Origin of the sequence: Actinacidiphila glaucinigra (assembly GCF_035918135.1) — a bacterium.
Classification (GTDB): Bacteria; Actinomycetota; Actinomycetes; order Streptomycetales; family Streptomycetaceae; genus Actinacidiphila; species Actinacidiphila glaucinigra.
The window spans coordinates 8,013,251-8,027,544 of the sequence record NZ_CP109144.1 but is presented as its reverse complement, the minus strand read 5'-3'; the positions used below and the strand labels follow the sequence as shown (position 1 = coordinate 8,027,544).

Annotated in this window: 9 protein-coding genes; 5 read left to right on the top strand and 4 right to left on the bottom strand. The window is 72.9% G+C overall.

All coding sequences use genetic code 11. The annotated features are described in order from the left end of the window. The first annotated feature begins 656 nt into the window (after window positions 1–656). Window positions 657–4,238 carry a S8 family serine peptidase gene (locus tag OIE69_RS36290; RefSeq protein WP_326578940.1) on the top strand — a complete coding sequence of 1,194 codons (3,582 nt, stop codon included), beginning with the start codon at window positions 657–659 and terminating at the stop codon, window positions 4,236–4,238. An 81-nt stretch (window positions 4,239–4,319) separates the two neighbouring features. On the opposite strand, the gene OIE69_RS36285 is transcribed toward OIE69_RS36290, so the two are convergent. The 4 genes from OIE69_RS36285 to OIE69_RS36270 form a co-directional block, all read right to left on the bottom strand. Then, complete coding sequence (locus OIE69_RS36285; protein WP_326578938.1) at window positions 4,320–5,243, bottom strand: NAD-dependent protein deacetylase; 924 nt, start codon at window positions 5,241–5,243, stop codon at window positions 4,320–4,322. A gap of 358 nt (window positions 5,244–5,601) precedes the next feature. Continuing rightward, a complete protein-coding gene (locus tag OIE69_RS36280) occupies window positions 5,602–6,390 on the bottom strand; it encodes an alpha/beta fold hydrolase (RefSeq protein WP_326578936.1) in 789 nt (262 codons plus the stop codon). 388 nt (window positions 6,391–6,778) lie between these two features. Further along, complete coding sequence (locus OIE69_RS36275; protein ID WP_326581510.1) at window positions 6,779–9,235, bottom strand: SDR family oxidoreductase; 2,457 nt, start codon at window positions 9,233–9,235, stop codon at window positions 6,779–6,781. Continuing rightward, the gene (locus tag OIE69_RS36270) at window positions 9,232–9,669 is read right to left on the bottom strand and encodes a TIGR03618 family F420-dependent PPOX class oxidoreductase (protein WP_326578934.1); all 438 of its coding nucleotides are present in this window, start codon (window positions 9,667–9,669) and stop codon (window positions 9,232–9,234) included. The genes OIE69_RS36275 and OIE69_RS36270 overlap by 4 nt, the downstream gene beginning before the upstream one ends. A 337-nt stretch (window positions 9,670–10,006) precedes the next feature. On the opposite strand from OIE69_RS36270, the gene OIE69_RS36265 reads away from it, so the two are divergent. From OIE69_RS36265 to OIE69_RS36250, 4 genes are all read left to right on the top strand, one after another. Next, window positions 10,007–11,335: an epoxide hydrolase family protein gene (locus OIE69_RS36265; RefSeq protein WP_326578932.1), complete on the top strand. Its 1,329-nt coding sequence runs from the start codon at window positions 10,007–10,009 to the stop codon at window positions 11,333–11,335. A 65-nt stretch (window positions 11,336–11,400) separates the two neighbouring features. Next, entirely contained in the window at window positions 11,401–11,997 is a 597-nt protein-coding gene (locus OIE69_RS44835) for a YbhB/YbcL family Raf kinase inhibitor-like protein (RefSeq protein ID WP_392567695.1), read from the top strand. A 428-nt stretch (window positions 11,998–12,425) separates the two neighbouring features. Then, window positions 12,426–13,301, top strand: coding sequence for a glycosyltransferase family 2 protein (locus OIE69_RS36255; RefSeq protein WP_326578930.1), 876 nt, complete (start codon window positions 12,426–12,428; stop codon window positions 13,299–13,301). 99 nt (window positions 13,302–13,400) lie between these two features. Next, window positions 13,401–14,222, top strand: a complete 822-nt coding sequence (locus tag OIE69_RS36250; protein WP_326578928.1) for an MBL fold metallo-hydrolase — start codon at window positions 13,401–13,403, stop codon at window positions 14,220–14,222. Window positions 14,223–14,294 lie beyond the last annotated feature (72 nt).

Genomic DNA, 14,294 nt, shown 5'->3' with positions numbered 1-14,294 from the left:
CTGTCTATGTCCGGTCCCGGCACCTTCTTACAGGTCGAGCCGCGATTCTTTCTGGCGGCGGTCGTGAGGGCGGGCGTCCCGCCGGAGGGCGGTTCCGCTTTCACGGGGAGGTCGCAAAGGTCAGGCGCTTTCGCTGCCCGCGCGCGAACAGTGTCATGCAGCTCACACCGTCGGCAACCTGACAGCCCCTCACCGGTCGACGGCGCTCCGGTCTGCACCACGGAGGCCATCGGAGGGCGGCGCCCAACCGATGCCAGTGGTAGGCCTGTTGTTGTCCCGGCCACCGTACGCCACAGTCTCGTCCGGCCCATGGCGGATCGACGGTCTCCGCCGCGGGCGGGGCTCCGAGGAGCGCTCACATCGTTGCCACATGGTTCACAATGAAGAAGCACCACTCTTCACAGCGAATTCAGGCGTGCATATGATCACCCAGCCCAGGTGCTTCCAACCCGCTGAGGTTGGCGCCCTTGTACGGCGGAGGGTGATCGTCCTCTGCCCGGACCCTACCCGGGGACACCTTGAAGAGACACCAAAGACGCTGGAGCGTGCCGGTCATCGCCGGGGCTTCCGTCCTCGCACTCACGAGCCCCATCACGGCTCAGGCCGCCGCCCCTTCCGGAATTCCCGCTCCCCCGCACTCGTCGGCCGCGGACCGTGTGCCCGGCGGAACCCACACCGTCACGCTGATCACCGGTGACATCGTGACGACCAGTCAGGCCGCCGGCGGTGAGGGCCCGTCCGGCGGCACCGTCACCGTCCGTGGGACGGACGGACTGCCGGCGCGGACGCGCATCCTGACGTCGAACGACGACCTTTACGTCTACCCGGAGTCCGTCCTGCCCTTCCTGGCCCAGGGCACGCTGGACCGGAAACTGTTCAACATCACGGACCTGATCGCGGACGGTTACGACGACGCGCACCGCGACCGGCTGCCGCTGATCGTCTCCTACACGCAGGCCGGTGCCGCGCGCCGCGCGTCCGCCGTGCCCGAGGGCGCGACCCGGGTGCGGAACCTGGACAGCATCCAGGGCGCCGCCCTGAGCGCGGACCGCTCCCGCGCGGGCGACTTCTGGAAGTCCGTGGCCGGGGCGGCGACCGACGACGGCGCCCGCACACAGGACGCCAAGCCGTCCTTCGGTGCCGGCATCTCGCACATCTGGCTCGACGCCCCCATCCACGCCGACCTCGCCGACAGCACCGCGCAGATCGGCGCCCCGCAGGTCTGGCAGGGCGGCGACACCGGGCAGGGCGTGGACGTCGCCGTCCTCGACACCGGCATCGACGCGGGCCACCCGGACCTGGCGGACCGCGTCGCGAGCCGCCAGAGCTTCGTACCGTACGAGACCACCGACGACGGCGCCGGACACGGCACCCATGTCGCATCGATCATCGCCGGCACCGGTGCGGCCTCCGACGGTAAGGAGAAGGGAGTCGCCCCCGGCGCCCGGCTGCGTATAGGCAAGGTGCTGGACGACTCCGGCAGCGGGCAGACCTCCTGGGCCCTCGAGGGCATGGAGTGGGCGGCGGTCGAGCAGCACGCCAAGGTCATCAACATGAGCCTCGGCACCGGCGAGGTGTCCGACGGAACCGACCCGATGAGCCTGGCCGTCGACAGCCTGAGCGCCCGGACCGGCGCACTGTTCGTGATCGCCGCGGGCAACACGGGCGCTCCGGGGAGCATCGGCGCACCGGGAGCGGCGGACTCCGCACTGACCGTGGGCGCGGTCGACTCCGACGACTCGCTCGCCCCGTTTTCCAGCCAGGGCCCCCGTGTCGACGGCGCGCTGAAGCCGGAGATCACCGCACCCGGAGTGAACATCCTGGCGGCCAACTCCCGGTTCACCGGCAACGGCCAGGGTGCCTACCAGTCCATGAGCGGCACCTCCATGGCCACACCTCACGTCGCGGGCGCCGCCGCCCTGCTCGCCGCGGCCCGTCCGGGGCTGACCGGTGCCCAGTTGAAGGACCTGCTGGCCAGCAGTTCCCGGCGGACCCCGGAGTACGACGCCTTCCAGGCCGGAAGCGGCCGGCTGGACGTCGCCGCCGCGGCACGGGCCGGGGTCTTCGCCACGGCGACCGCCTATGCGGCCCAGTACAGAGGCGACACCATCGAGCGCCCGGTGACGTACACCAACACCACCGACGCACCGGTCGCACTCACGTTGTCCGTCGACGCACCGCATGCTCCGGCCGGGATGTTCCGCCTGTCGGACACCCGCGTGGTGGTCCCCGCGCACGGCACCGCCGGCGTCACGGTGCGGATCGAGGGCTCGGGAGGCACCGCCGACGGCCGTTACACCGGCCAGGTGCTGGCGACGGACACGTCGGGCAAGGCCGCGGCACACACCGCGGTCTCCCTCGGCGTGGCACTGATGCACAAACTCACCCTGGAGTTCAGGGACACGGACGGCAATCCCACGTCCGGCTGGGTCCAGCTGCTCGTGGCGGGCGACACCAGCCCCGTGGAGATCGGCGTCGGCCCCTCCGGCACCCGGGACATCTTCCTGCCCGAGGCCGTGTACTCGGCGCTCTCCTTCCAGGAGATCCAGGGCGTCCACGGTCCGCACTCCAGGGGCCTGGCACTGCTCGGCGACCCCGACGTCCTTCTGGACCGCGACACCACCGTCACGTTCGACGCCTCCAAGGCCGAGCGCATCGGCATGACGACCCCGCAGCGCAGCGCGGTGACCTTCCAGAAGCTGGGCTACAACCGCGTCATGAACGGCGTCAGGTCGGGTCTGTCCGCTGAGAGCCTGTACTTCGACAGCATCTGGGCGCAGCCGACCACCCACAACGTCACCCACGGGGACTTCCGGCTGACCGCCCGCTGGCGTGGCGAGAAGCCGGCACTGGCCGTCTCCACCCGTACGACCGAGTTCACGGACGTACTGCGCCAGCAGGACATCACCCCGCTGCCCAGTGGCACCCACAAGTTGCCGGTCCTCTTCGCCGGGCAGGGGTCGAGTGCGGACTACGCCCACCTCGACGCGCGCGGCAAGGCCGTGGTGGTCCGCCACAACGACGACGTCAGCGACATGGAGCAGGCGGCCAACGCCATGGCCGCGGGCGCGAAGCTCATGCTGGTCGTGGAGAACGGGTACGGCCGCCCGATGCGCTCCTACACGGCGATGGGCCAGGGACCCGTCGCACTCGACGTCGGCCTGCTCGGCACCGAGCAGGGTGAGCAGTTGATCCGGCAGGTCAAGGACGGCGGGGCCAGGATCACCGTGGACTCCGAGACCGCGAGCCCGTACGTCTACGACCTCGCGCACGCCTGGCACAACGAGATCCCGTCGAAGATGACGGTCAAGGGCGACGCCAAGAATCTGGCCCGGATCGACGTCGCCTTCGCGAGCCCGAAGCAGGGAGCCCCCGGCAGCGAGTTCCGCTTCGAATGGTTCGACGGCGTCGACTGGACCTCCGGCAACATCATGCCGGAACCCTCGAACGGAAAGCGCACCGACTGGGTGTCCACCAGCGGCGTCGGCTGGCACCAGGAGGCGTTCGTCGAGTCCGTGGGCTTCGAGCAGGGAGCCAGGACCGCCTACCGGGCCGGCGGCAGGCAGTCCGAGGAGTGGTTCAAGCCGATCCAGCGCCCCTTCCTGAACGACACTTTCTTCCACAACCCCCCGCCCGCCCGCCGCGGTGACCAGCTGTACATCGACATCCCGGCCTGGGGCAGCGCGGACCACGTCGGGTGGAACCAGGACCCTGCCGGAACCCAGCAGCAGACGCTCTACCAGGGCACCCAGCAGCTGGGCCAGGGGAACTTCACGACCGTCCTGGGCGACGCCCCCAGCCCCGGCAGGCTGCCGTACAAGCTGGTCGTCACCGGTGAGCGCGACGTGCCGTACACCCCGTACTCCTCCCGCACGCGCACCGAGTGGGACTTCACGTCGGCGAAGCCGACCGACGGCGTCACCGTGGTGCTGCCGCTCGTGCAGCTCGACTACCGGATCGGCACCGACGCGGCAGGGCGCGCCGGGCGGAACGACACCCTGTCCGTCACCGCCGCACACCTGTCGGGCGCCAGCCTCGCCGGCAAGATCGGCGCGGTCGGCCTGGAGCTGTCCTACGACGACGGCCGGACCTGGCGCAAGGCCGCCTGCGGCAGCGACGGGCGGTTCCGTCTGGACGCCCCGAACAAGGCGTCCTTCGTGTCGCTGAGGGCGAGCGCGAAGGACTCTGCGGGCAACTCGGTGAAGCAGACCGTGATCCGGGCGTTCGGCCTGCGCTGAGGCGCGGCCGTTGCCAGGACCCGCGACAAGCAGGCCGGCCCGTCCGCGGTGGACGTACCACCGCGGACGGACCGGCCGCCGTCACAGGCTCGCCGGGGCCGCCTCCTGGCCGTCGAGGGGGCCGCCGACGGGGACGTCCAGCCGTTCCGCCACGGCGGAGAGGGTGCTTCCCAGCGGGAGCGCGACCCGGGTGAGGGCGTGGCGGTCGCCGCGGGTCGCGTCCCGGTTGACGATCAGCACCGGCTTGCCCGCCTCGGCGGCCTGACGGACGAACCGCAGTCCGGACATCACCGTCAGCGAGGAGCCCAGGACCAGCAGCGCGGCCGCCTCGCGGACCAGCTCGCGGCAGTGCTCGACCCGCCGGGGCGGTACGGATTCGCCGAAGAACACCACGTCCGGTTTGAGGACGCCCCCGCAGACCGTGCAGGGCACGACGTGGAAGTCCCCCACCTGTTCGTCGGTGAGGTCGGCGTCGCCGTCCGGGTTGATCCCCGCGGCCACCGGCTCGAAGCCCGCGTTGGCCTCCTCCAGCCGCCGGGCGAGTTCACCACGCGGACTGAAGTCACCGCAGGAGAGGCAGACGACCCGGGCGAGGCTTCCGTGGAGTTCGACGACGCCTTCGCTGCCGGCGGCCTGGTGCAGGCCGTCGACGTTCTGGGTGATCACTCCTGAGAGCAGGCCGTGCCGCCCGAACGCGGCCACCGCCCGGTGCCCGGCGTTGGGGCGGGCGCGGCCGAAGGTGCGCCACCCGAGGTGGCTGCGCGCCCAGTACCGCCGCCGGGCCTGGGCACTGCCGACGAAGTCCTGGTAGGTCATCGGGGTGTGCCGGCTCAGGCTCCCGCCCTCGCCCCGGTAGTCCGGGATGCCCGACTCCGTGGAGATGCCCGCCCCGCTGAGCACCAGCACTCCGCCGCCGTCCAGCGCGTCGGCGACGGGCCCCACGTCCGTGGTGCCCGGCGGCAGGTCCTCGGTGGGCGTCCAGCTCAAAGTGGGGCGCATGCGCATGCCGCAAGGGTACGCAACGGCCCGTTCTCACCCGTGGTCACGGTGGAGCGGTGCCGCGGTACCGGGCGTGTGCCCGGTCCCCGCGCCGTAGGTCCGCGGCACGACCGCCACCGGGACGCCGAAGGGCCCGCACGGCCCGGGCGGTAGGTCGCATGTCCGGATCCATGGGCGCCCGGCAGCGACGACTCCGCCTTCACGACCGGACAGACGCTCATGGCCGACGGAGGTCTCGCCCGCTGACCGCGACCGGCGGGGCGTGGCGACGCCGGGGTTCCGCCCGCGCCGGCGCCGGAACTCCGGCGCCGGCGCGGGCGGGTTCGCCGCCTCCCGCTTCGCCGCCTCCCGCGTCCCCGCTGCCTCACCTCAGGAGGCGGGCGACCTCCGCGGGGTGGGCGAGGTGCGGGAAGTGGCCGCTGCCGGGCAGGACGGTGATCGTGACGTCGGGCAGGGCGCGGGAGAGCCAGCTGCGGTACTCCGGATCGGGCTCGGCACCGGTGATGTAGTGGTACGGGGTGCCCTGGGACGCGATGCGCTCCAGCCGGCCGGCGTTCCGCTCGTCCAGCGTCGCGGGCGGGGTGGTCAGCAGCTCGCCCCAGTAGGCCAGGAGCAGCTCCCTCGGGGGAACCGCGTCGGGCCGGGCGAGGGCGCGGGCCTCGGGCGGCAGGCCGTCGATGCCCATGCGGCCGAGCAGGCCGTCCCAGACGGTGCCGTACCCGGGGCCGCGCAGCACGTCGCCGTTGCGCTGCAGCATGTCGGCGAAACCGCCGACGCGCAGTGGCTGGTCGATGTTGACGACACCGCGCACCGGGTGGGCCGCGGCGTACGCCGTGGCGATGGCGCCGCCGATGGAGTGCCCCACCACGACCGGCCTGGTCAGACCCGCTTCGGTGACGGCCCGGTGCACCACGGCGGCGACGTCGTCGAGTCCGTGGCGGTCCAGCGGCGGCGACTGCCCGTGTCCGGGCAGGTCGACGACCAGGACCTCCCGCGCCGGGTCGACAGCAGCCAGTTCGCTCAGCAGCGGACCCCATCGGTGACGGTCGTAGCTCAGTCCGTGGAGCAGGACGAGCGGCGGCCGGCCGTCCGGCTCGCCCTGGCGTTCCGCCCGCAGACCCGCGTATGTCGAGGGTGCTCCGCCGTCGCTCATGTGGTGTGTCCTTCCTGTGGTGCGTGCCGTACACACCGGGAGGCGTAACGCCGCGGGGAACGATCCGTTCGTGACGGGCGTCACCAGGTTCCTCCGAGGATGCCCCGGCCTTCAGGCCGGGGAGGAAACGGACCCCTGCGGAACAGGGCTGGAAAGAGGGGTTTCGCCTCCAGGGCGATGGACCGTCGGGTGGCGTGTGCGTGGTGCCGAGCGAGAACCGAGCCGGCACGACGGCGCGTTGCGAGAACCAAGCACGAACCGGCTCGGCCTTGCCGTACGCGACCGGGCGGGTTCCGCCCCGGCTGGTGTCGAGGGAGTGGGACCTTGCCGGTCGCTGACCTGCGGGCTTCCTGAGCCGGGATTCCCCCCGCATCAGCAGGGGGAGGGTTCAGACGTGCCAGCGCCCGGGACCGCCGGGTGCCGGCTGGTACCGCATGAGGCGGCCCGTGCGCAGGGACGCCCGCAGGTGCGCGCCGGCGAGCGGGGCGGCGGCCTCGATACGCCGGACGGTCCCCCACAGGGCCCGCGTGGCGGCGACCCGGGCGCGTTCCGCCTCGTTGCCGTGGGCTCGGGGCCGGCCGCCGAGGCCCGAGGAGCGGCGCAGCTCGGCGAGGAGCGCTCCGCGCTCGGCCTGTACGGCCGCGGCGTCGTCCACGTCCCCGGACCGGTCGGCCGCGTCGAGTCGTTCGTCGAGTGCGGCGAGCCGCCGGCGGTAGGCGGCGCGGGCCGTGTCGTCCAGCAGCGGATCGGCCGGCGGGGCCGTCAGCCCCGAACCGCCCGCCACCAGGTCGAGCGCGGGGATCTCCCGACCGGGCGCCGCCAGCAGCGCGCGCAGATGGCGGGGGCCGCGCCCGTCGGGCACCCGGGCCGACTCCTCGTCGGCCCGGAGCCGCCAGTCGCGCCCGTCGAGCACCCAGTGCCACGCGCCGCCGGAGGGGGCGGACGGCCGCAGGGCGCGGAGCAGGCCGTCCATGCCCAGGCGCTCGGCGATCGACCGGGCCTCCTTCGCGTCCTGCGCCGCGCGCTCCCGGTCCCCGGTGCCGTCGCGCCGGGTCAGGGCCTCCGCCCGTGCCGCCAGGGTCAGCGCGAGCCAGGGAAGGGCGCCGAGCCGGCGGGACAGATCCTCGGCGGCGTCCAGATGGCCGACGGCTGCCCCGGGCCTGTCGAGGCGCGCCGCCAGGCGGCCCAGGTAGTCGTCGACGGGACCGGTGATCGTATTGGCTCCGCCCCACACCACCAGCCGCCCCCGGTAGGGCAGCAGCGTCTCGTACAGGGCGGCGGCCGCCGCCGGGCTCCCGGTGCGTGCGGCGACGGCCGCCAGGTCGGCCAGCGCGCCGGTCCAGCGCGGACCCGTGCCGGAGAGGACCGCGGGCAGCAGCCGTTCCAGTTCCAGTCCGGCTTCGACGTCGCGGCCCGCCTCCAGCATCGCCCGGGCCGCCGTGGCCTCGAAGAAGTGGCCGGGCAGCCTGCGGGCCATCCGCTGCCAGGGTGCGACGGGGGCTTCGGTGCGGCCGCGTACGACGGCCACCTGGTGGCGTACCGAGCCGACCAGCCGCTCGGTGTCGCGCACCCCCGCCTTGTGCCCGGCGGCAAGCACCTCGTCGGCCAGCGCCTCCGCCTCGTCGAACCGCCCGCGGACGGTGGCGAGCATCGCCTGCCGGGCGAGTGCCACCACGCGGGCGTCGGTGTGCCCGGCCTGTTCCGCGGACCGCGCGTACACCCCGAGCGCCGCGTCGGCCGACGCGAGGTCACCGGCCTCGGCGTGCGCCACGAAGCGCCAGAACAGGCCGCGGCTCTCGGCCGCCGCGTCACCCGCCCGGCGGGCCTGGACGACGATCTCCTCGGCGGTGGCCAGGCGTTCGGCGGTGGCGGCCGGGTCCCACAGGGCGTGCAGCCGGCTGTCCAGGACCTCGGCGACCGTCCCCGGGTCACCGGATGCGCGGGCCAGGCCGAGCGCGGTGTCCGCCAGGTCACGGCGGCGCGCCACGGCTGTGGTGTCGGCGAGCAGTTCGCGCGCGAGACGTGCCAGTACGCGGGCGCGTACCGCGGGGGCGAGCGGCCGCTCGGCGGCGGCCTCCAGCACGCGGACGAGACCGAGGTCGAGTTCGAGGAACTGCGCCCGCGAGGGAGCGGCCAGCGCCAGGTGCACCACCGGGTCCGCGTCCCCGCCGAGGCTCCTCAGCCGCTCGGCCAGGGACAGCGCTGGGCCGGGGAGCCCGCCGGAGACGAGCCACAGGGCGTGGACGGCATCCGGCGGCAGCCCGGGCACGAGCATGGCGAACCCCGCGCCCGGCAGTCCGCCCAGCCTCAGCTCGGTGCCGTCCCCTGTGTGCTCCCGCGCGGTGACCAGCAGTGCCCGCGGCCCCGGGGGCGCCTCGGAACCCGGCGCGTCCTGGGCCGTATCGGCGTCGGCGTCCGCGAGCAGGAGTACGGGTTCACCCGGCCGGTCAGGCGCGGCAGGAGCCTCGGAGGGCACACGGTCCCCGGTCCACCCGACCCGGATGCCGCGCTGGGCTGCCAGCTCCGCCGCGGCGGCCAGCAGCGCGGTCTTCCCGGCCCCCGGCGGGCCGGTGACGACCATGCGCCCGCCGACCCCGGCTCGCAGCCGGTCGAGGAGGGCCCCGATCGCTGAAAGCTCCTGGTCACGGCCGATGAGGGACACGCCCCAGCCTAACCGGACCGCCGCGCCCCGGCGGCGGGCCGTACCGCCTCGGACCTGCATGGTGCCCCCGTCGACGAAGAGTTCCGTGCCCGTGACGAAGCGGCTCTGGTCGGTGGCGAGGAAGAGCACCACGTCCGCGACGTCGTCCGGATCGCCGAGCGGCCGAGCGGTGGCCGCACTCAGACGCCGTAGATCCGTTCGGGCCGCACGAGGACGGCCGCCCGGCGGTCCGCGGCCATGACCCTGTCGTACTCGTCCCAGTCGTCGTGGGTGCCGCCCGCCGCGGTGAAGATCTCCCGGAGCAGCAGGCGCGTGCCGTCGGCGTCGACCGCCGGATGCGGGTCGTCGGGACCGATGATCTCGGCGGCCCCCTCCACCGTCACCCAGTGCCATCCCGAGCGCACGCATGCGGTGAGCCCGGGGCGCTCCCTGAGGTTGCCGAGCTTGACCTTGCCGTAGGTCACGAACGCCACCACGTCCCTGTCGGCGAGCGGGTGCCTCATGACTGCGAGGTTGACCACGGTGGTCTGGACGGTCCGGTCGGCGCGGAGCGTCGACACCGCCCCGAGGCCCTGCTCGGTGCGGGCGAGCTCCGCGAAGTCGTTCAACGTTGCCACTCGGTTCCCCTGCCGGTCTCGGCCGTGGGCCGCCGCGGACGTGACCCACGTGGGGCGCCCACGGCATGCGTCGGGACAACGATGACACGTCATCACGGCGCGGACCCGTCGACGTCCGGGGCGGAGGTCACCGGGCCAGGATCCCGAGTTGCAGGGCGACGGAACGCCCCATAGCGTCTCGTCTCGTCGTAATGCCCTCATATCGGCCCATCGGATGGGCTGCCCCCCGCGCTCCCGGGTCATGCCGATTCCGTGCCGCATTCCCGCCGTCACCGATGAGGGACGTGCACGCCAACGAGACTTCCCTCCCGGGAATCGGGACGACCGGAGATCTGCCATGCCCGACTTTTGCAGTCTGCTTTCTCGGCGAAAGATCCTGCTCTCCTCCGCCGCCGCGATGACCGCGGCGACCACGGGGGCGTTCGGCCTGGCCTCCCGGACTCCGGAGGCGGCGAAGGAGACGGAGATGGCGGCGGACGCCGCGGGCATCCGGCCCTTCCGTGTCGACATCCCGGAGGCGGACATCGCCGAGCTCCTCCGGCGCGTCAACGCCACGCGCTGGCCCGACCGCGAGACCGTCCCCGACCAGTCGCAGGGCGTCCAGCTGGCGACGATGCAGAAGCTGACGCGCTACTGGGGGAGGGACTACGACTGGCGGAAGATCGAGGCGAAGCTCAACTCCCTTCCGCAGTTCAAGACCAGGATCGACGGGCTCGACATCCACTTCATCCACGTCCGGTCCCGCCACAAGGACGCGCTGCCGATGATCCTGACCCACGGCTGGCCGGGCTCGGTCCTGGAGTTCCTGAAGGTCATCGACCCCCTCACCAACCCCACCGCCCACGGCGGCCGCGCGCGGGACGCGTTCCACCTCGTCATCCCCTCGATGCCCGGCTACGGCTTCTCCGAGCGGCCCACCACCACCGGGTGGAACCCCAGCCGCATCGCCCGGGCCTGGGCCGTGCTGATGCAGCGCCTGGGGTACACGCGTTACGTCTCCCAGGGCGGCGACTGGGGCGCGGTGGTGTCGGACAAGATGGCGGCGCAGAAGCCCGCCGGGCTGATCGGCATCCACGTCAACATGCCGGCCACCGTTCCGCCGGACATCGCCAAGAAGCTCGCCTGCGGCGACCCGGCCCCGGCCGGGCTGTCCGCCGACGAGAAGGCCGCGTACGACAAGCTCAACGCCTTCTACAAGACGGGCTCGGGCTACTCGGCGATGATGGTCACCCGCCCGCAGACCGAGGGATACGGGCTGACGGACTCCCCCGCCGGGCTGGCCGCATGGATGTACGACAAGATCGCCGCCTGGACCGACAGTGACGGCGACCCGCTGCGGGTGCTCACCAAGGACGAGATCCTCAACGACATCAGCCTCTACTGGCTGACCAACACCGCGGTCTCCTCCTCGCGCCTGTACTGGGAGAACAACGCCAACAACTTCAACGCCGTGTCGGTGTCGATCCCCGCGGCCATCACGGTGTTCCCCGGCGAGATCTACCAGGCGCCGCTGAGCTGGGCCGAGAACGCCTACCACGACCTCATCTACTACAACAAGGCTCCCCGCGGCGGGCACTTCGCGGCCTGGGAGGTCCCCGACATCTTCACCCGGGAACTGCGCGCCGCGTTCTCGGCCCTGCGCGACCCCGGCTCACCCGGCAAGTAGCGGGGGAAGCGGTCGTGTCCGAGCGCTTCGATCCCTACAGCGTGCTGCCGCCGGTGCCGGAGTTCATGCTCGCCGGCACGGACATCGCCGACGGGGAGACGCTGGGCGTCGCCCAGCGCAGCGCCCTGTTCGGCAGGCCGGGCGGGGACCGTTCGCCGCAGTTGGAGTGGAGCGGCCATCCGGCCGGGACCCGGAGCTTCGCGGTGACCTGCTACGACCCCGACGCCCTGACCGTCAGCGGCTTCTGGCACCGGGCGGTGTACGACATCCCCTCGTCCGTGAGGGCCTGCCCGCCGGGGCGGGTGACGAGGGCGGCGGAAACCTCCCCGCCGGGGCGAGACGCTCGCCGACGACACCGGGCGACGCTGCTTCCTCGGTGCCGCGCCGGCCCCGGGCGACGCCGCCCACCGCTACGCCTTCGGCGTCCACGCCCCGGCCCGGGCCAGGGCGTGGACGCCGGTCTTCGCGGTCCCGGCCTGACCACGGCCATCGCCTCAACGGGACGCCGCCGGATGTCCGGTGACGTCACGGACGGATCGGCGGCGGGCGGGCCATGTGCGGCCTCGCGGTGGCTCATCACCACGAGGCCGCGTCCCCATGATCCGAGCAAGGGGCGTCCCCACACCCGCAAAGCTTGCTCGGTCAAACAAGTAGAACATTGAACATAAATACGGGCAAGTAGCTTGATCCGCCATCAACTCCTGAAGATGACGCGCGTCGCGGGCGAGGTGGACCGCGTCCGTTCCGTCCGCCCACCGTGTGCGGAATGAACTCCGTGAACGGGGAACGAGGCGCTCACCCTCGTCGACCGGGACCTTGCGGCGACCCTGCCGCACCGAAAGCCTCCGCGCCTGCGGGGAGTTCCCGCTGTCACGGCGAAGTCGCGCCTGGGATCGTCCCGATGCCCCGGGGAGGGGCGCCCGCAGGACTCGTCCCACCCACGCCGACGGCCGGGTTCGCCTCCGGCCACACGTCCGAGGGAGCGCCGTCCGTGCGGGCACGGCTCTCCCGGGAGGAGCGGGGTGGCGGCCGTGGACGGCCGTGCCGGTTAGCATCGCGGACACCACTGCCGGACGAACGGAGTTCACCTGTGGGCCACCTGCGCGTCGGGGTCGCCGTCCTGACCATGGGCGACCGGCCCGCCGAACTCGATGCGCTGCTGGCCTCGGTCGCCGCACAGGACCCGCCGGCGGCCCGGGTCGTCGTGGTGGGCAACGGGTCGCCGCTGCCGCCGCTGCCGGACGGGGTGACCCGGGTGGAACTGCCGGAGAACCTGGGGGTGGCGGGCGGTCGCAACGTCGCTTTGCAGCGGCTGCGCCAGTACGGGGACGTCGACGTCGTGGTCGACCTCGACGATGACGGGCTGCTGATCTCGACCGACGTCTTCCGACGGATGGCCGAGCTGTACCGCAGGGACGAGCGGCTGGGCATCGTGTCGTTCCGGATCGCGGACGAACTCGGGCGGACCCAGCGCCGTCACGTGCCGCGGCTGGGCGCGTCGGACCCGATGCGCGGTGGGCTGGTGACGACGTTCCTCGGCGGCGGGCACGGGTTGTCGATGCGGATGCTGGAGGAGATCGGCGGCTGGCCGGACGCCTTCTTCTACGCCCACGAGGAGACCGACCTGGCATGGCGGGCGCTGGACGCGGGCTGGCGGATCCGGTACGCGCCGGAACTGGTGCTGCAGCACCCGTGGACGTCGCCGACGCGGCATGCGGTGTTCTACCGGATGGTGGCGCGGAACCGTGTGTGGCTGGCCAAGCGGCATCTGCCCGCCCCTTTGGTGCCCGCGTACCTGGGGGTTTGGGCGGTGCTCACGGTGCTCAAGCGGCCCTCGCCGGAGGGGCTTCGGGCCTGGTGGGGCGGCTTCCTGGAAGGTGTGCGCACGCCGTGCGGCGCGCGGCGCCCCATGCGGTGGCGCACCGTCGCGCGGATGACCGCCCTGGGCAGGCCCCCGGTGGTGTGAGCCGTGGTGCCTGAGCAGGGCCCGGTCGATCCGTGTGATGTGATCGCAGGGGGCCCCGCGACAGGCCCTCCGCCACACACCAGACAGGAAAGGTGCGTCATGAACGATCGGGTCAGTCCCGCCCGCCGCCCCAGTGCGGTCAGCGTCCTCGGGGGCCCCACCACGGTGATCGACATCGGCGGGCTGCGCCTGGTGGCGGACCCCACGTTCGACGATCCGGGCGATCACGGATACCTCACCAAGACCGCGGGGCCGGCCGTCGGCGAGGACGCCCTCGGACCGGTGGACGCCGTCCTCGTCAGCCATGACCTGCACCCCGACAACCTGGACACCCGGGGCCGTGCCTTCGCCCTCGGATCGCCCCTCGTACTGACCGGCCCCGCGTCCGCACGCCGTCTGGGCGCCCCGGCCCGGGGACTGTCGGCCTGGCAGAGTGTGACGCTTCCCCGCCCCTCGGGGGGCACGGTCACCGTCCACGCCGTCCCCGCCCAGCACGGGCCCGACGACGGCGAGCGCGACGAGCAGGGGCACGTGAACTGCGAGGTCACCGGCTTCGTCCTGACGGGTGAAGGGCTTCCCACCGTCTACGTCACCGGTGACAACGCGTCGCTCGCGGTGGTGGCGGAGATCGCCCGCCGCATGCCCCCCGTGGACGTGGCCGTCCTGTTCGTGGGCGCGGCGCGCGTTCCGTCGAAGATGCGCGGCCGTCCTCTGACGCTCACCGCGCAGCGGGCCGGTGCCGCCGCGTCGGTGCTGGGGTCGCCGGTGGTCGTGGCCGCCCACTGCGACGGATGGGCGCACTTCAGCGAGACCCGCTCCGACATCGAGCAGGCCTTCGACGACGCCGGCCTCGCCGGGCGCCTGCGCACCGCGGGCAATGGCGAGTGGATCGACGTGAGCCACTCGGTCACGGTGCGCTGACCGACCGGTACGGGGGAACCTGACTTTAAATCTCGCATTTAGCCGTGGTAGCTTCTGCCCCGGCAGCGGGAC

What these genes read in the sequence shown, in the direction of transcription:
- OIE69_RS36250 (WP_326578928.1), top strand. Translation starts at nt 13,401, where the DNA reads ATGAACGATCGGGTCAGTCCCGCCCGCCGCCCCAGTGCGGTCAGCGTC.
- OIE69_RS36285 (WP_326578938.1), bottom strand. Translation starts at nt 5,243, where the DNA reads ATGCGCATGCGCCCCACTTTGAGCTGGACGCCCACCGAGGACCTGCCG.
- OIE69_RS36265 (WP_326578932.1), top strand. Translation starts at nt 10,007, where the DNA reads ATGCCCGACTTTTGCAGTCTGCTTTCTCGGCGAAAGATCCTGCTCTCC.
- OIE69_RS36280 (WP_326578936.1), bottom strand. Translation starts at nt 6,390, where the DNA reads ATGAGCGACGGCGGAGCACCCTCGACATACGCGGGTCTGCGGGCGGAA.
- OIE69_RS44835 (WP_392567695.1), top strand. Translation starts at nt 11,401, where the DNA reads ATGCTCGCCGGCACGGACATCGCCGACGGGGAGACGCTGGGCGTCGCC.